16 protein-coding genes are annotated in these 16,462 nt (G+C 61.2%); 11 read left to right on the forward strand and 5 right to left on the reverse strand.

The genetic code is table 11. The features are described 5' to 3' along the window. The first annotated feature begins 1 nt into the window (after position 1). The gene (locus B0H98_RS09325) at positions 2–310 is read left to right on the forward strand and encodes a MarR family transcriptional regulator (protein ID WP_106374795.1); all 309 of its coding nucleotides are present in this window, start codon (positions 2–4) and stop codon (positions 308–310) included. 235 nt (positions 311–545) lie between these two features. Beyond that, positions 546–1,229 (forward strand): protein phosphatase CheZ, encoded by a 684-nt coding sequence (cheZ, locus tag B0H98_RS09330; protein WP_106374796.1) that lies wholly within the window; start codon positions 546–548, stop codon positions 1,227–1,229. 116 nt (positions 1,230–1,345) lie between these two features. Here the strand turns inward: cheZ and dxs are convergent, their stop codons facing one another. From dxs to B0H98_RS09345, 3 genes are read right to left on the reverse strand one after another with little or no spacing between them, the layout of a single operon-like run. Then, positions 1,346–3,256: a 1-deoxy-D-xylulose-5-phosphate synthase gene (gene dxs / locus B0H98_RS09335; RefSeq protein WP_106374797.1), complete on the reverse strand. Its 1,911-nt coding sequence runs from the start codon at positions 3,254–3,256 to the stop codon at positions 1,346–1,348. Then, positions 3,257–4,147 carry a (2E,6E)-farnesyl diphosphate synthase gene (ispA, locus tag B0H98_RS09340; protein WP_106374798.1) on the reverse strand — a complete coding sequence of 297 codons (891 nt, stop codon included), beginning with the start codon at positions 4,145–4,147 and terminating at the stop codon, positions 3,257–3,259. Further along, positions 4,141–4,428 carry an exodeoxyribonuclease VII small subunit gene (locus B0H98_RS09345; RefSeq protein WP_106374799.1) on the reverse strand — a complete coding sequence of 96 codons (288 nt, stop codon included), beginning with the start codon at positions 4,426–4,428 and terminating at the stop codon, positions 4,141–4,143. The genes ispA and B0H98_RS09345 overlap by 7 nt, the downstream gene beginning before the upstream one ends. Positions 4,429–4,683: 255 nt before the next feature. On the opposite strand from B0H98_RS09345, the gene serA reads away from it, so the two are divergent. Continuing rightward, positions 4,684–5,928 (forward strand): phosphoglycerate dehydrogenase, encoded by a 1,245-nt coding sequence (gene serA, locus B0H98_RS09350; RefSeq protein ID WP_106374800.1) that lies wholly within the window; start codon positions 4,684–4,686, stop codon positions 5,926–5,928. An 88-nt stretch (positions 5,929–6,016) separates the two neighbouring features. On the opposite strand, the gene B0H98_RS09355 is transcribed toward serA, so the two are convergent. After that, on the reverse strand, positions 6,017–6,706 hold the full coding sequence (locus B0H98_RS09355; protein WP_106374801.1) for a pirin family protein: 690 nt from the start codon (positions 6,704–6,706) through the stop codon (positions 6,017–6,019). Positions 6,707–6,931: 225 nt separating this feature from the next. Between B0H98_RS09355 and trhO the strand changes: the two genes are divergently transcribed. From trhO to ybiO, 4 genes are all read left to right on the forward strand, one after another. Next, positions 6,932–7,927 carry an oxygen-dependent tRNA uridine(34) hydroxylase TrhO gene (gene trhO, locus B0H98_RS09360; protein WP_244183047.1) on the forward strand — a complete coding sequence of 332 codons (996 nt, stop codon included), beginning with the start codon at positions 6,932–6,934 and terminating at the stop codon, positions 7,925–7,927. A gap of 173 nt (positions 7,928–8,100) precedes the next feature. Then, on the forward strand, positions 8,101–8,922 hold the full coding sequence (locus B0H98_RS09365) for an IclR family transcriptional regulator (RefSeq protein WP_106374802.1): 822 nt from the start codon (positions 8,101–8,103) through the stop codon (positions 8,920–8,922). Between the two features lie 18 nt (positions 8,923–8,940). Continuing rightward, entirely contained in the window at positions 8,941–9,375 is a 435-nt protein-coding gene (locus B0H98_RS09370) for a YqaA family protein (protein ID WP_106374803.1), read from the forward strand. Between the two features lie 168 nt (positions 9,376–9,543). Next, on the forward strand, positions 9,544–11,940 hold the full coding sequence (gene ybiO, locus B0H98_RS09375) for a mechanosensitive channel protein (RefSeq protein WP_106374804.1): 2,397 nt from the start codon (positions 9,544–9,546) through the stop codon (positions 11,938–11,940). 76 nt (positions 11,941–12,016) lie between these two features. On the opposite strand, the gene B0H98_RS09380 is transcribed toward ybiO, so the two are convergent. After that, positions 12,017–12,763 (reverse strand): SDR family oxidoreductase, encoded by a 747-nt coding sequence (locus B0H98_RS09380; protein ID WP_106374805.1) that lies wholly within the window; start codon positions 12,761–12,763, stop codon positions 12,017–12,019. A gap of 160 nt (positions 12,764–12,923) precedes the next feature. On the opposite strand from B0H98_RS09380, the gene folK reads away from it, so the two are divergent. The 4 genes from folK to B0H98_RS09400 all read left to right on the forward strand — a co-directional run. After that, positions 12,924–13,367 (forward strand): 2-amino-4-hydroxy-6-hydroxymethyldihydropteridine diphosphokinase, encoded by a 444-nt coding sequence (gene folK / locus B0H98_RS09385; RefSeq protein WP_106374806.1) that lies wholly within the window; start codon positions 12,924–12,926, stop codon positions 13,365–13,367. 82 nt (positions 13,368–13,449) lie between these two features. After that, a complete protein-coding gene (locus tag B0H98_RS09390) occupies positions 13,450–14,268 on the forward strand; it encodes a flagellin N-terminal helical domain-containing protein (RefSeq protein ID WP_106374807.1) in 819 nt (272 codons plus the stop codon). 184 nt (positions 14,269–14,452) lie between these two features. Continuing rightward, complete coding sequence (locus B0H98_RS09395; protein WP_106374808.1) at positions 14,453–15,706, forward strand: 2-aminoadipate transaminase; 1,254 nt, start codon at positions 14,453–14,455, stop codon at positions 15,704–15,706. Then, a partial coding sequence (locus tag B0H98_RS09400; protein WP_146130245.1) for an FAD-binding oxidoreductase occupies positions 15,703–16,462 on the forward strand: 760 nt, incomplete at its 3' end. The genes B0H98_RS09395 and B0H98_RS09400, both read left to right, overlap by 4 nt.

Raw genomic sequence — 16,462 nt, forward strand, 5'->3', positions numbered from 1 at the left:
CATGCCTGATACCCCAGCGGATCGGCACCTGCAGCGCGCGCTCAACGCGCTGCAGGCCGACCATCCCGAACTCGACCCGCTGGCGGCCCTGGTGCTGCTGGCGTTAGCGTCGTCACCTTCTTCTGAAAAAGGCGTTTCCAGCGCGCTGCTGGCCCGGCGCCTGGATATCGAACACGCCCTGATCCTCCGCGCCTGCACCACGCTTGAAGAGGCCGGTTGGGTCAGCACCCAACCGGCCGGTGGCGCCAGCCCGGCGCTGCGGGTGTGTTTGATCGCCAGTGCCGGAGATCAGCCAGGTCTGTCTCGCTGAACAGAGCCTTCGCTTTATGGCGCCTGGGCTGGCATAGGTGTCAAACCTTTGCCAGCCTGCAGGAAAGGATTTCAATTAACGCTTAAGCTCAAGTTTTAAAAGGTTGCGCCGAAAGTAGTACTAGACGTGAACGCGTAATGTCTCGCTGTCTGAAACCCTAGCCGATACGTGTATTGATGGCCCTCAAATCATCAACAGCGACATTCAACAAGATTGCTTCAATTAAAGGATTGTCATGAGCACGGTTAACAACGCCCACAACACGACCATGCCGTCGGTGCTGGGCAAAAAAGACAGCAATGATGAGATGGTGCATCGTATCGGCCATCTTACGCGCCTGCTGCGGGACAGCATGAAAGAGCTTGGCCTGGATCAGCAGATCAGCCAGGCGGCGCAGGCGATACCCGATGCCAATGACCGGCTCAACTATGTGGCCTCGATGACGGAACAGGCGGCGGAGCGGGCCTTGAATGCCGTCGAGCGCGCGCAACCCGTGCAAGACAGCCTCGAGGAAGAGGGCGCTGCTCTCAACAAGCGCTGGCAGGCAGCGGCGGCGCTGGCCGTCGTGGAAAGCGATCCTTCGCTCATCAAGGATACACAGCACTACTTGAGCGATTCGCTTCCAGGTGCGACTAGCGCCACGCAGAAAGAACTGCTTGAAATCATGATGGCCCAGGACTTCCAGGATCTTACCGGCCAGGTGATCAAGAAGATGATAGAGGTCATCCGGCTTATTGAAGAGCACCTTGTTCAAGTGCTGGTGGACAACGTGCCTAACGTCACCGATGGCGTGAGCATTGAAGATAACCGCGACGAGCACGCCAAGCTGCGCAATGGCCCGCAGGTGCGTGAAGGCAAGACTGACGCGGTGTCAGGGCAGGATCAGGTCGACGACTTGCTGGATGAACTCGGCTTCTGAGCAGGCCTCTCTCGCCTTTGTGCCTTGTGATGGCCGCCCACACCAGGGCGGCGTTCGGTTTCCTGCTGATGATTGCGCTTGCCGGTCAGCCGAGGTCTTGGCTTTTTACATGACGACTAGGGCAAGCGCTGGCGAATAGCCGCCTCGATGCCTTCGGCATCCAGCCCGCAGTCGTGGAGCAGCTCTTCCGGGGAGCCGTGTTCCACGAACTCGTCCGGCAGGCCGAGGTTCAGCACTTCGATCTGTACGCCTTCAGCGTGTAACAGCTCGTTGACGGCGCTGCCCGCGCCGCCGGCAATCGCATTCTCTTCCAGTGTGATCAGAAGCTCATGCTCATCGGCGGCGTGCAGTACCGCGTCGCGGTCCAGCGGCTTGATCGAGCGCATGTTGATATGCGTGGCGTTCAGGCGCTCGGCGACCTCGGCGGCGGGGCCGTTCAGGCTGCCAAACGCCAGCAGGGCGATGCGCACGCCCTCACCGGTCGCTTCGCGGCGTACTTCCGCCTTGCCGATGGGCAGGGCGTCCAGATGCGTGGGGATCTCCACGCCGGGGCCGGTGCCGCGCGGGTAGCGTACCGCCGTGGGGCCGGGGTAGTGGTAGGCCGCACTCAGCATGGCGCGGCACTCGGCTTCATCGGCAGGCGCCAGAATCACCATGCCCGGCACGCAACGTAAAAAGGAGAGGTCCATGCTGCCGTGGTGGGTGGGGCCGTCTTCGCCCACAAGACCTGCCCGGTCGATGGCAAAGGTAACGTCCAGGTTCTGCACCGCCACGTCGTGTATCAACTGGTCATAGCCGCGCTGCAGGAAGGTCGAGTAGATCGCCACCACCGGCTTCATGCCTTCGCAGGCCATGCCGGCGGCCAGCGTGACCGCGTGCTGCTCGGCAATCGCCACGTCGAAGTAGCGCGCCGGGTACTCCTTGGAAAACCGCACCAGATCCGAGCCTTCACGCATGGCGGGAGTAATGCCCATCAGGCGCGGGTCGCTTTCGGCCATGTCGCACAGCCAGTCGCCGAACACGTTGCAGTACTTTTTCCGGGGGGCGCTGGGGGCCTTGGGTGGCGGGGTGGGCGTTCTGCGGGTCTTTTCCAGCTTGGTAATGGCGTGATAGCCGATCTGGTCCGCCTCGGCGGGCAAGAAGCCCTTGCCCTTGCAGGTCTTGATATGCAGAAACTGCGGGCCTTTTACATCGCGTAAATTGGTCAGCGTTTCAGTGAGCGCTTCAAGATCGTGGCCGTCGATGGGGCCAATGTAGTGAAAGCCCATCTCCTCGAACAGCGTAGCGGGGCTGACCATGCCTTTCATGTGCTCTTCGGTGCGTTTGGCAATTTCCAGCGCGCCGGGCAGATGAGAGAGCACTTTCTTGCCCTCTTCCCGCATTTTCAGGTAGGGCTTGCTCGACATCATCCGGGCGAGGTACGTCGCAAGGCCGCCCACGTTTTCCGAGATCGACATCTCGTTGTCGTTGAGCACGACCAGCATGTTGGCATGGGTGTGGCCGGCGTGGGCCAGCGCCTCGAAGGCCATGCCGGCGGTCAGCGCGCCGTCGCCGATAATTGCACACACGCGGCGGTGTTCGCCCTTGGCCTGGGCGGCCAGCGCCATGCCAAGCGCGGCTGAGATCGAGGTGCTGGAGTGGCCCACGCCGAAGGTGTCGTACTCGGATTCGGCGCGGCGTGGAAAGGCGGCCAGGCCGTTTTGCTGGCGAATGCCCAGCATCGCCTCGCGGCGCCCGGTGAGAATCTTGTGCGGGTAGGCCTGATGACCAACGTCCCACACCAGGCGGTCCTTGGGCGTATGAAAGGCATGATGCAGAGCCACGGAGAGCTCCACCACGCCCAGGCCTGCGCCGAAGTGGCCCCCGGAAACGCCCACGCTATAAAGAAGGTAGGCGCGCAGCTCGTCGGCCAGTTGGGCCAGCTGCCGGGCATTCATGGCCCGCAGCGCCGAAGGATGGTCAAAGGAGTCGAGCAGCGGCGTTGCCGGGCGCTCGCGGGGAATCTCGTCGAACAGCTTCATGGGCATCTAGTGGTCGCGCTCGATCATGTAGTGGGCTAGTGCGGCCAGAGGGGCAGCTTGCTCGCCTAACGGCGCAAGTGCGGCAATGGCCTCGTCAATCAGGGTTTGCGCCTTGTGCTGCGCACCTTCAAGCCCCAGAAGGCTTGGGTAGGTCGGCTTGGCGCGGGCGGCATCGGCGCCGGATGTCTTGCCGAGCGTGGCGGTATCGCCGGTCACATCGAGCACATCGTCATGAATCTGGAAGGCTAGACCAATGGCGCGCGCGTAGCGAGTCAATGCGTCCAAACGCGGGTCAGTGTCATCGACGGCCACCAGCCCGCCCAGGCGCACGGCGGCGACAATCAGCGCGCCGGTCTTGTGAGCGTGCATGTGGGCAAGCGCATCAACGTCCGGGTGGCCGCCCACGGCGGCCAGATCAAGCGCCTGGCCTGCCACCATGCCGGCGCGGCCCGAGGCAGTGGCCAGGGTCATGATCAGACTGCCCAGGCGTGGGTGGGCGGTGCGCGCCAGCACTTCGAAGGCCAGCGTCTGCAGCGCATCGCCGGCCAGGATGGCGGTGGCTTCATCAAAGGCGATATGCACGGTGGGCTGGCCGCGGCGCAGGTCGTCATCGTCCATGGCGGGCAGGTCGTCATGAATCAGCGAGTAGGCGTGAATCAGCTCGATGGCGGCGGCCGGGGCGTCGAGGTCCGCATCGCGGGCGCCCAGCGCGCGGCCCGCCAGGTAGACCAGCAGCGGGCGCAGGCGCTTGCCCCCCACCAGCAGGCCGTGGCGCATGGCGTCATCAAGCCGGGGCACCACGGCGTGTTCATCAAACAGGGCGTTCAAGGCCGCATCGACCCGGGCGTTGCTGGCCTGGCGCAGGGCGGTGAGCGAAGCCGCTTGGGGGGCTACCATGGGGGCGTCTCCTTGGCTTCGTCGGCGTCATCCGCGGGGGCTTCATCGCTTTCGAAAGGAGCCACGCTCAGGCGGCCGTCGCTGTCTTCGCTCAGCGCGCGAACCTTGAGCTCGGCGCTGTCCAGGCGCTGCTGGGCATCGCGGGTCAGCCGCACGCCCTGTTCGAAGGCGCCCAGCGCATCTTCCAATGAGAGCTCGCCTGACTCCAGGCGTTCTACGATGGTTTCCAGCTGTTCAACCGTGGCCGCAAAATCCTGCGGTGAGGGTGTGGTATCGCTCATTGGTCACTGCCTACTGTTTTCTGGCGCCCAAACAAGGCCGCGTGTGCCCGCCACTCAAACGCACAGTATACACCGAGGCCAGGGGGTGGCGTCTTCCCCTGCCGGTTTTCCGGGGCACTTGCACTGCTTTCATCTTGAGAACGCAGACATTTCATCCGCTTGGCTCGGCTCGTTGGAGATGCGATGTGCTACTATACGGCCTTCCCGTGAACCGATACACGGCGCACGCCGCCGACCATAGAGGTTGATTCAGCCATGGCTAAAACGTCCCTGGACAAGAGCAAGATCAAGATCCTGCTACTCGAGGGCGTCCACCAAAGCGCGGTGGACAATTTTCACAATGCCGGATATGAAAATATCGAGCATTTGGCGACATCGCTCGATGAAGCATCGCTGATCGACAAGATTCGCGACGTGCATTTCATCGGTATCCGCTCGCGTACCCAGCTCAATGAGCGGGTGTTTGCCGCAGCGGAAAAACTGGTCGGCGTTGGCTGTTTCTGTATCGGTACCAATCAGGTAGACCTGGAGGCGGCGTTGAAGCGCGGTATCGCCGTGTTCAACGCGCCTTACTCCAACACCCGTTCGGTAGCTGAACTGGTGCTTGCCGAGGCGATCATGCTGCTGCGCGGTATTCCGGAGAAAAACGCCCGGGCCCACCAGGGCGGCTGGCTGAAATCCGCCAGCAACTCCCACGAAGCGCGGGGCAAGACCCTGGGAATCGTGGGCTATGGCAGCATTGGCGCGCAGCTCTCGGTGCTGGCCGAGTCTCTGGGCTTCAACGTCATCTATTTCGACAGCATCACCAAGCTGGGCATGGGTAACGCAAGCCAGGTAGGCAGCCTTGCCGAGCTGCTGGAGCGCTCTGACGTGGTCAGCCTGCACGTGCCGGATCTGCCGTCCACCCGCTGGATGATCGGTGCCAAGGAAATTGCCGCCATGAAGCCCGGCGCGATCTTCATCAACGCTTCGCGCGGCAGTGTCGTGGAAATCGAGCCGCTGGCCGATGCGATCAAGTCAGGGCATCTGAACGGCGCCGCCATTGACGTCTTCCCGGTGGAGCCCAAGGGCAACAACGAAGAGTTCGAGAGCCCGCTGCGCGGCCTGGAAAACGTGATCCTGACGCCGCACATCGGCGGTTCGACCCTGGAAGCCCAGGAGAACATCGGCATCGAAGTGGCCGAGAAGCTGATCACCTACTCCGACAACGGCACGACCATCACCTCGGTCAACTTCCCGGAAGTGGCGCTGCCCGCGCACCCGGACAAGCACCGCTTGCTGCACATCCACGACAACGTGCCCGGCGTGCTTTCCCAGATCAACCGCGTGCTGTCGGAAAACGGCATCAACATCTCCGGCCAGTACCTGCAGACCAATGACAAGGTCGGCTACGTGGTCATCGACGTGGACAAGGCCTATGGCCCCCAGGCGCTTGAAGCGCTGAAGCAGGTCGAACACACGCTGAAGATCCGCACGCTTTTCTCGTCACACAACAGCTGATAGAGCGACGATAGAAAAGCGCAGCGCTACAGAAAACGGCCCCTCATTAGAGGGGCCGTTTTGCTTGGCAGATAAAGCGGGGCTGCCATCAGGCCAGATCAAACAGCAGCACTTCGCTTGCGTCCTTGCCGGTGACGCTTAGGCGCTCACCGGGCTCGAATGCCGCCGCATCGCCGGCACCCAGGCGTTCGCCGTTGACCTCGACCGCTCCTTTCACCACGTGCAGCCAGGCGTGCCGCGTGGCGGGTGTTTCGGCGTGCTCGCCAGCGGCAAACAGGCCGGCATACAGGTTGACGTCCTGGTTGATGCTGACCGAATCCTCGCGGCCGTCCTGAGATACCACCAGGCGCCACTGGCTCTGGCGGCGGGCGGCGGGAAAGGCTTTCTGTTCGTAGCTGGGGGCGATGCCGAGCGCCTGGGGCTCGATCCATATCTGCAGAAAGTGCAGGCCGTTTTCGCGCGAGTGGTTGAACTCGCTGTGCACGACGCCCGTGCCCGCCGACATGCGCTGCACATCGCCCGGGCGCATGATCTCGCCGTTACCCATGTTGTCCTTGTGCTCCATCTCGCCTTCCAGCACGTAGGAGATGATCTCCATGTCGCGGTGGGAGTGGGCGCCAAAGCCATGGCCACCGGCCACGCGGTCTTCATTGATCACTCGCAGGGCGCGAAAGCCCATGTGCCTGGGGTCCATGTAGTTGGCAAACGAGAACGTATGGTAGGAGCGCAGCCAGCCGTGGTCGGCGTAGCCGCGCTCGTCGGCGCGACGAATCTTCATGGGGTGCTCCCGATAAAATTGAAGGAATAAACGCAATATACGCGCGAACGCGCGCCGCGTGGGGTGAAGGTTTCTGCACGGTGGCGTCGATTAAATCGACGCTTTTTCAAGCTGAGGTGACCTGCGTCAACGTGCCAGGATTCAAGCGCTGCGCGGTTTGCGCTAGACTGTGCGCGTTTATCAACCCGGTCCGCCCTTTACGGGGGCGACTACCTGGAGCCCTACATGTCTGCACCTGTTTCTGAAACAGTCCCAACTGCTATCTCAAGCACTATCTCTGAATCTGGCGATACGCCGCGCATTGTGGTGGCGGCGCTGTATAAATTCGTCACCCTGAACGACTTCGAGGCGCTGCGCGAGCCGCTTCGCCAGACCATGGTCGATAACGATGTCAAAGGCACTCTGCTGCTTGCCAAAGAGGGCATCAACGGCACGGTGGCCGGTACCCGCGAAGGTATCGATGCCCTGCTTGCCTGGCTGAGTGCTGACCCGCGCTTGACCGATATCGATCACAAAGAATCGTTTTGTGACGAAACGCCGTTCTACCGCACCAAGGTCAAGCTCAAGAAAGAGATCGTGACCCTTGGCGTGCCGGGCATCGACCCCAACGACACCGTGGGCACCTACGTCGAGCCGGAAAACTGGAACGACGTGATCTCCGACCCGGAAGTGCTGGTCATCGATACCCGCAATGATTACGAAGTGGCGATTGGCAGCTTCGAAGGCGCAGTTGACCCCAAGACCACCACCTTCCGCGAGTTTCCGGAGTACGTGCGCGAGCAGTTTGATCCTGAGAAGCACAAGAAGGTCGCCATGTTCTGCACCGGCGGCATCCGCTGCGAAAAGGCTTCCAGCTTCATGCTCAAGGAAGGGTTCGAGGAGGTTTATCACCTCAAGGGCGGCGTGCTGAACTACCTGGAGAAGGTGCCCGAGGAGCAGTCGCTGTGGCGTGGCGAGTGTTTCGTGTTTGATAACCGGGTAGCGGTGCGCCACGACCTGAGCGAAGGCTCCTTTGAACAGTGCCACGCCTGCCGCATGCCAATTTCTGAGGAAGACATGCAGTCCAGCGCCTATGAGCCGGGCATCAGCTGCCCGCACTGCATCGATTCGCTACCCGAAAAGACCCGCGCCGCCGCCCGCGAGCGCCAGCGTCAGATCGAGCTTGCCAAGGCGCGCGGCGAGCCGCATCCGTTGGGTTACAACCATCGCGAAAAGGCCTGATACCCTCGCGCTGAGCATTTGATCCAATACCGGCGGCCACGCCCGTGGCTGCCGTGAGCACTGACTCCCTTGCTTTCGTTCTTCCCTGCATTCGTGGAATCCGTTTCCGTAAACGCGACAGCGTCATGGTGGCGCGTTATCCTGTGGGTTTTGTGCCTTCAGGAGAGAGCAGGGTGAGTGAAGCCAAGCGTAGAACGGTCGGGCGTCCGGCCAGCGCCGCCAAGGCTGGCGGCGGGCATAGCCAGTCGCTGGTACGTGGCTTGACGCTACTGGAGTACCTGGCGGCGAGCCCGCGGGGGCTTGCCCTTTCCGAGGTGGCTGAAAAAGCCGAACTGGCGCCTTCCACCACCCACCGCTTGTTGCAGGCGCTGCAGAGTCAGGGCTTTGTCACTCAGGAAAACGAACAGGGGCTGTGGCGTATCGACGTCAAGACCTTCCGTATCGGCAACAGTTTCCTGGAGGCGCGCGACGTGGTCGCCACCAGCCGCCCTTTTCTGCGCCGTTTGACCGGCGAAACCGGCGAAACCGCCAACCTGGGGATCCGCGACGGCGATACGGCGGTGTTTCTGGCCCAGCACGAATCGCCCCAGATGATGCGCATGATTACCCGCCTGGGCTCGCGAGCGCCGCTGCACGCTTCAGGTGTGGGCAAGGCGCTTTTAGCCTGGATGCCCGCCGATGAGCGCGACCGCTTCATGCACACCGGCGAGCTTGCCCGGGTGACGGAAAACACCTTTTATCAGCCCGACGCCCTGGCCACCGAAATGCAGCAGATCAGCCAGCAAGGCTTTGCCTGCGACCGCGAAGAGCATGCCATTGGCCTGCACTGCGTGGCGGCCTGCGTGTTCGATGAGCACGCCCTGCCGCTGGCAGCGATTTCGGTGTCGGGCCCCATGGCGCGGATCCCCGAATCGCGCCTGCTGGCCCTCGGGGCGCTGGTGCGCCAGGTCGCCGATGAGATTACCGCCCAGCTGGGCGGCCAGCTGCCGCGTTAACCGCGTGCGCGCCATCTCATGCTGAGCCTTTTTCTTGTCGCCTTTGCCAGCGCCACGCTGCTGCCCGGTGGCTCCGAGGTGTGGCTTGCCAGACTCTGGTGTCTGGGGGAGCCTGCCTTCGTGCTCTGGTGGGTAGCCACGGCAGGTAATACGCTGGGCAGTCTGGTCAATGTGGCCATGGGTCGCTACGCGCGTCAGTTTCAGCACCGGCGCTGGTTTCCGGCCTCGCCTAAAAGCCTGGCGCGGGCCGAGCGCTGGTATCACAAGCTCGGTGAGGCAAGCCTGCTGCTCTCCTGGGTGCCCATTATTGGTGACCCGCTGACGGTACTGGCTGGCTTGTTTCGCTTGCCCTGGTGGCGCGCTGTGCTGTGGATTGTGCTGGCGAAAGGCGTGCGCTACGCCGTGGTGCTTGGTCTGGCGCATCGTTTTCTGCTGCCGCTCTGTCAAGCCTGATATACCCCGTTATCCCCTTGCGATTACTGCCAGACCTGCTTCATGGGTGCATGTTACCCTGTGCGGCCTTACAACCTGACAACCGGCCCCGCGAGTGCATTTTGATTTGCATAAAACGGGCCAGCCGTTAGATTTAAGACAGCATTTATTAAATATGGAGGTTGAGGTGTGACGCCACTACGATTACTACCCTGGCTGGGCGTCTGGATGATGGCGCTGCTGGTAATGTTTGCAACGCCGGCACTGGCCCAGACAACGCTCAGTGCTGACAGCGAGGCGCCGCCCCCGGCCTCTTCGGCAGAAGAAGCGCCTTCCTACGAAGCGCTGGCCGACCTGCTTGAAAACGATCAATCACGACAGGAACTCATCGACCTGCTGCGCAACCAAGCCTCGGCGCTGCCTGCAGGCCTTGAAGCACAGCTATCGCCAGAGGCGGCAGCGCAAGGCGGCAACGTAGCGCCTGAAGATGTCTCGCTACCCCGCCAGCTCGCCGAGCTTACCAGCCGGGTGGTGACCGATATTGGTCAACAGGTAGAGCAGGCGTTCTCGATCATCGGAGATCTCTTTTCCGGGCGGGGCACCGGCTCGTTTGATTCTGCGGCCTTTGTGCAGGCAGCGATTAACCTTGGCATCGTCATTCTGGCTACCTTTGCGCTGTTTTTCGTACTGCGCCGGCTGGGCAAATCGGCGTTTGCCAAGGTAAGTCGCTGGTCGCTGAACGGCTCTGGCCTGACACCGGTATTGCGGCTCGTGTTGTGCGTGGCGATTGCCGCGGTAATCGATTTCCTGCTGGTGGGGCTTGCCTACGTGGGCGGCAACCTGGTGGCCACCTTTGCCGTTGGTGAAACTGGCGAGCTTTCTACCCGCGCCTCGCTGTTTCTCAACGCGTTTTTGATCATCGAGCTGTTCAAGGCAGTCATGCGGATGCTGTTCTCCTCCAAGTACGAGGGGCTGCGCCTGCTGCCGATTTCCGCTCACGAAGCCTCCTACTGGAACCGCTGGCTTGCCCGGTTGATCGGCATGGTGGGCTACGGTTTGATGGTGGCCGTGCCGCTGGTCAATTTCTACCTGGGCGCTGCCCTTGGCCAGGCGGTCGGCACGCTGATCATGATCATTGCGTTTATCTACGCGATTAGCGTGGTGCTTAAAAACCGTGTGCGCCTGCGCGGCAACATGAATGCGATTGCCGCCAATAGCACCATGACCGCCAGCCGTGTATCGATGCAGCTGTTTGCGCGTACCTGGCACCTGTTTGCGCTGCTCTACTTCCTGGTGGTGTTCGTTCTTACGCTGACGCGCCCGGGGGATGCGCTGCCGTTTGTGCTGTTTGCGACCTTGAAGACGCTCGCTGCCGTAGTGATTGGAATACTGGCATCTACCTTCCTTACCCAGACCATTGGTCGTCGTATCCAGCTTTCCGATGACCTGCGGCGCAAGCTGCCGATGCTCGAACACCGCCTGAACAGCTACGTGCCCAATGCGCTGCGTGTACTGAGAACGGTGATTCTGGTGGCGGTCATCATGGTCATTCTGGATGCCTGGGGCGCCTTCAACCTGGCTGGCTGGTACGCCTCCGAGCGTGGCGCGCACATCGTGGGCAACCTGGTGAGTGTGGCGGTGATCCTGATCGTATCGCTGGGGGTATGGCTGGCGCTGGCCAGCCTGATCGAGCACAAGCTCAACCCGGAAACCGGTACGGGCGAGCCTTCAGCACGTGCCAAGACGCTGCTGAGCCTGTTCCGTAACGCCCTGGCGATTGCCATGGTGACCATTACCGGCATGATCGTGCTCTCCGAAATCGGCATCAATATCGGGCCGCTGATTGCCGGTGCCGGTGTACTGGGCCTGGCGATCGGTTTTGGTGCCCAGAAGCTGGTGCAGGATGTGATTACCGGCGTCTTCATTCAGATCGAAAATGCCATGAATACCGGTGATGTAGTCACCGTAGGCGGCATTACCGGTACCGCCGAGCGCCTGAGCATTCGCTCGGTGGCGATTCGCGACCTGTCGGGCACCTACCATATCGTGCCGTTCTCGAGCGTGGACACCGTCTCCAACTACATGCGCGAATACGGCAACCACGTGGGCGAGTACGGTATTGCCTACCGTGAAAGCATTGATGATGCGATCGCTCAGCTCCAGCTGGCCTTTGACGATCTGCGCGCCAGTGAAGAGCACGGCTTCAAGATCCTGGCAGATCTTACCGTTGCCGGCGTAACGGCCCTGGCAGACAGCTCGGTGAATATCCGTGTGGTCATCAAGACCACGCCGGGCGATCAGTGGGGCGTAGGCCGTGCCTACAACCGTCTGGTGAAGATGCGCTTCGACGAAGCCGGTATCGAGATTCCGTTCCCGCATACCACGCTCTACTTTGGTCAGGACAAGTCAGGCTCAGCACCGCCTGCCAACCTGCGTGTCATGCAGCAGGCGTTTACCATCGATGGCAGCCCGGCCGGGCAGCCCAAGTCGGGTGACCTGATCGAAGATAATCGCTACAGTCCGCGTAAGGACAACGCCCAGGCTGAAAACCCTGAGCATCACAAGCCTGATGATGAGGACGTATAGCCACAAAGCGTAACGCGAGTACGCATAAGCAAGCAGAGGCCACCTTCGGGTGGCCTCTTGCGTTTCTGGCGGTGGCTCAGGCGGGGTAGTTTTCCGAATGCCGACCTTCCAGAGCAATCGATTCGCCGCCATCCACGAACAGGACCTGCCCCGTCACGAAATCGTTGTCCAACAGATAGTGCAGGGCACGTACCAGATGCGCGGGAGTGCCCTGGCGATGAAGCGGAATGCCCTCCAGTCGCCAGGCGATATAGTCAGGAGAGCGCAACGAGGTGGGCAGCACCACGCCGGGGGCGATGCCATTCACCCGGATGTGTGGGGCAAACTCCAGCGCCGCCATCTGCGTCACTTCCACCAGCCCCTTCTTGGACAGCAGGTACGCCGCATAGGGGTACTGATGGTAGGCAACCTTGTTGTCGATGATATTGATCACGCACCCCTTTTCTACCCGTTTGGCAAAGTGCTGGGTCAGCAGCAGCGGGGTAAACAGATTGACCCGAAACTGCGCTTCCAGCATGGAAAGGGAAGTTTGGGCGAGCGGTGCCGCCTGGTAGGTGGATGCACTGTTGATCAGTACGTTCAAGCGGGGAAAGCGCTGGCAGGCGGTTTGAATCAGCCCATCCAGCGAATCGTGCAGGAAGTCGCAGGTAACTATTTCACACGCCACTCCTTTGGTGCGAATCACCTGCGCGACTTCCTCGGCTTCACTGCGCGAGCTGTTGACGTGTAGCGCGATGTCGTACCCGGCTGCTGCCAGCGATTCGGCAAAAAAACGCCCTAGCCGAGTGGCGCCACCGGTAATTAATGCAGCGTAAGGTTCCATGATATATCCCTGTAATTATTGGTTATAAGTCGGGTGCGTAACCTGTGCGTTGACGGCCCACTTGTCGGCTACTTGCACACTAAAAGCGTAGCGCTAGTCTGAAGCAGGATCATTACGGTTCTTATGAATTCTTTGGATCGCCCTGAATCAGGCCATGGCTATGTCATCGAAAGCATTGCAGGTAAAACAAGAAGCGCTACTTCATGAGTGTCTGATTTCCATCGGCTCGAACATTGAGCCCGAGCGCCACTTTGCCCAGGCGTTCACGCTGCTGGGTAGCGAGTGCGAGCTGGTGCTCCACTCCCAGGCGATCTCTACGCCGCCGGTCGGTTTTCTGGATCAGCCCGATTTTCTGAATGCGGCCCTGCTGGTGCGCACGCCGCTCGACCATGCGATGTTTCGTGCTTATCTGAAAGCGGTAGAGGACCGGTTGGGGCGCGTGCGTGGACCCAACAAGTCGGGCCCACGCACCATGGACCTGGATATCGTTGCCTGGGATGGTGAGCTGCTCGATCAAAGCTACCTTGCCTACGACTATGTCCGCCTTCCTGTGGACGAGGTGCTGGCCGCCAGCGGGCGCTCTTTACGGATGAGAGAGGATTAAAGATTTTTCCCCTCAGGCCGATAAATTAGCGACTACTGCTGATTAAACCTTGCCGTCAAGGCGCGCCAGCCGAGGATGCGGATTGTTTAGCCTGAACACCAACGTTACCTCGCTGCAGGTGCTGAGCAACTTGCGCACCAGCCAGCAGGCTATCCAGACTTCCATGCAGCGGCTCTCCTCTGGCCTGCGTATCAACAGCGCCAAGGATGACCCCGCGGGGCAGGCCATTGCCAATCGCATGGGCGCACAGCTGCGCGGTATGAATCAGGCTATTCGCAATACCAACGACGGCATCTCGCTGGTGCAGACCGCGGAAGGCTCGCTCAATCAGATCAACGATAACCTGCAGCGCATACGCGAGCTGAGTGTGCAGGCCGGAAACGGCACTTACAGCCGCGATGATCTCCTCTCGATTCAGGGCGAGATCGATCAGCGCCTGGATGAGATCGACCGCATCGCCGGGCAGAGCAACTTCAACGGTACCCATCTGCTCAGTGAAGCGCGCAGCCTCAATATCCAGGTAGGCGCCAATGCGGGCGACACCATCGGTATCCGAATGGTGGCGATGGACCGCCAGGCGCTGGGCCTTGACGGCTTCAGCGTGCTGAAAGATAGCGCTACGCCAAAGCCCATGAGCGTGCTGGACGACTCCATCAAGCAGCTGGACCAGCAGCGCAGCTACCTTGGCGCCGTCCAGAACCGCTTTGACAGCGTGCTTGACGGCCTCGACAACAGCATCGTCAACCTGTCAGCCGCCCAGTCGCGCATTCAGGATACCGATTACGCAAAAGAGGTATCCAGCCTGATCCGCGCCCAGATTCTCCAGCAGGCCGGCATGGCGATGCTCGCTCAGGCCAATCAGCAGCCGCAGATGATCTTGCGTCTGCTGGAAGGGCTGTAGTTAAGCGCCAGTTTAGGCATTCCTTTTTTGCTACTTTGACCCATCGTCATGCGCGCATGAAGCACTAAATACGCCATCCATTCCAATACGGCATGGATTAGGCGTTTTTTTTCGTTTGTGATCTACGCTGCGGATTTGCTTTGATAAGGCTATTCACCCCGCAATGACAGGAGACGCAACGGCGATGGATCTTCCCCATGTAAGTGCTGCATTGGGCGTTATACATCCAATCTGTGTTGCCCGCGGGCGCAATGCCGAAGTTTGGGATGAAACAGGTCGGCGCTATATCGATTTCATTGGTGGCATTGGTGTGCTCAATCTCGGGCACGGCCACCCGGCCGTGGTCGAGGCCGTCAAGGCCCAAGTGGACACCTTGATGCACTCGGCGTTTAACGCAGTGCCCCACCGCGGCTATCTGGCGGTGGTCGAGGCGTTGAGCCAGTTCGTGCCGGTGTCCTATCCGCTTTCCTGCATGCTGACCAACAGTGGCGCCGAGGCGACCGAAAACGCACTGAAAGTGGCCCGCGGTGTTACGGGCCGTCAGGCGGTGATCGCGTTTGATGATGCTTTCCATGGCCGTACGCTGGCAGCGCTGAACTTGAACGGCAAGGTCAAACCGTATAAATCAGGGCTAGGCGCCTTGCCGGGCCCGGTTTATCACCTGCCTTTTCCAAGCCGCGACAGCGGCGTGACCGCAGAGCAGTCGCTGGCGGCGCTTTCGCGGTTGTTCGAGGTCGAGATACCCGCCGATGAAGTAGCTTGTGTGGTGGTCGAACCCATCCAGGGCGAGGGCGGCTTTCGCCTACTGTGCCCACAGTTTGCCAGGGCACTGCGCGATATCTGCAATCAACACGGCATACTATTGATTTTCGATGAAATTCAGTCCGGGTTCGGGCGTAGCGGCAAACGCTTCGGCTTTACGCATCTGGGCGTCGAACCCGATCTCTTGCTGATGGGAAAAAGTATCGCGTCAGGCCTGCCGCTGGCGGCGTTGGCCGGGCGTGCGGAGCTGATGGATGCGCTACCCAAAGGCGCGTTAGGCGGAACCTACTCAGGTAACGCCGTGGCCTGTGCGGCGGCGCTGGCCGTCATGGATGTCATGCAGGAAGATGCGCTGACAGCCTGGGGCGAGCGACAGGAAGCGCTGATTGTCGAGGCTTATCAGACATGGCAATCAAGCGGCCGCTTTCCCATGCTGGGCGCCATGACCGGTGTGGGGGCCATGCGGGGAATTGTCTTTGATGATACGCACAACGCCACAGGCGCCGAGCATCTGGCAGCGCTGCTGGCCGCCGGGCGTAACGCCGGTGTGCTGCTGATGCCCAGCGGGCGTAAACGCAATATCCTGCGCCTGTTGCCCCCCTTGACGACGGAACCAGAAATACTCAGAGAAGGGTTAGGCCTGATCGAGCAAGCGCTGGAGACGTTGAGCGCATGATGGCAAGAGAGGGCGGGGCGCAGGTGAACGATGTATATAAGCGCTTTCTAGCTGCCCTTAACACACGCGGCTTCGAAGGCGAAATCGCTCCGGATTACGCCCAGCGCACGGTGCTCTCCACCGATAACTCGATCTACCAGCGCCTGCCCCAGGCGGCGGTGTTTCCCCGCCACGCCGAGGATCTCGAGCGCCTGGCCAAGCTGGCCGCCGAAGTGCCCTACCGCGACGTGGTGCTCACGCCCCGCGGCGGCGGTACCGGCACCAACGGCCAGTCGCTGACCGACGGCATCGTGGTGGATGTCTCGCGCCACATGAACCGCATTCTGGAGATCGACGTGGAGAGCCGCCGCGTGCGCGTGCAGGCGGGCGTGGTCAAGGATCAGTTGAACGCGGCACTCAAGCCCCACGGGCTGTTCTTCGCCCCGGAGCTCTCCACCTCCAATCGCGCGACGATCGGCGGCATGATCGCCACCGACGCCAGCGGCCAGGGCAGCTGCACCTACGGCAAGACCCGCGATCACGTGCTCGAACTCGACACCGTGCTGCTGGGTGGCCAGCATCTGCACAGCCGGGCCCTGAGCAGGGAAGAGGAGCAGCAGGCGCTGTTACAAACGGGGGCGCTGGGCAAGGTACACCGCACCGCGGCGGCGATCATCGATCAAGAGCGGGACGTGATCGAGGCGACGTTTCCGCCACTGAACCGCTGCCTGACCGGCTTTGATCTGGCCCACCTGCGCGATGAACAGGACCAGCTCA

This window comes from Vreelandella songnenensis (assembly GCF_003002925.1).
GTDB classification, from domain to species: Bacteria; Pseudomonadota; Gammaproteobacteria; order Pseudomonadales; family Halomonadaceae; genus Vreelandella; species Vreelandella songnenensis.

Coding starts and splice junctions, on each gene's coding strand:
- ispA (WP_106374798.1), bottom strand. CDS start 4,147: ATGGTAGCCCCCCAAGCGGCTTCGCTCACCGCCCTGCGCCAGGCCAGC.
- serA (WP_106374800.1), top strand. CDS start 4,684: ATGGCTAAAACGTCCCTGGACAAGAGCAAGATCAAGATCCTGCTACTC.
- B0H98_RS09345 (WP_106374799.1), bottom strand. CDS start 4,428: ATGAGCGATACCACACCCTCACCGCAGGATTTTGCGGCCACGGTTGAA.
- trhO (WP_244183047.1), top strand. CDS start 6,932: ATGTCTGCACCTGTTTCTGAAACAGTCCCAACTGCTATCTCAAGCACT.
- folK (WP_106374806.1), top strand. CDS start 12,924: ATGTCATCGAAAGCATTGCAGGTAAAACAAGAAGCGCTACTTCATGAG.
- B0H98_RS09370 (WP_106374803.1), top strand. CDS start 8,941: ATGCTGAGCCTTTTTCTTGTCGCCTTTGCCAGCGCCACGCTGCTGCCC.
- B0H98_RS09380 (WP_106374805.1), bottom strand. CDS start 12,763: ATGGAACCTTACGCTGCATTAATTACCGGTGGCGCCACTCGGCTAGGG.
- B0H98_RS09325 (WP_106374795.1), top strand. CDS start 2: ATGCCTGATACCCCAGCGGATCGGCACCTGCAGCGCGCGCTCAACGCG.
- dxs (WP_106374797.1), bottom strand. CDS start 3,256: ATGCCCATGAAGCTGTTCGACGAGATTCCCCGCGAGCGCCCGGCAACG.
- B0H98_RS09395 (WP_106374808.1), top strand. CDS start 14,453: ATGGATCTTCCCCATGTAAGTGCTGCATTGGGCGTTATACATCCAATC.
- cheZ (WP_106374796.1), top strand. CDS start 546: ATGAGCACGGTTAACAACGCCCACAACACGACCATGCCGTCGGTGCTG.
- B0H98_RS09355 (WP_106374801.1), bottom strand. CDS start 6,706: ATGAAGATTCGTCGCGCCGACGAGCGCGGCTACGCCGACCACGGCTGG.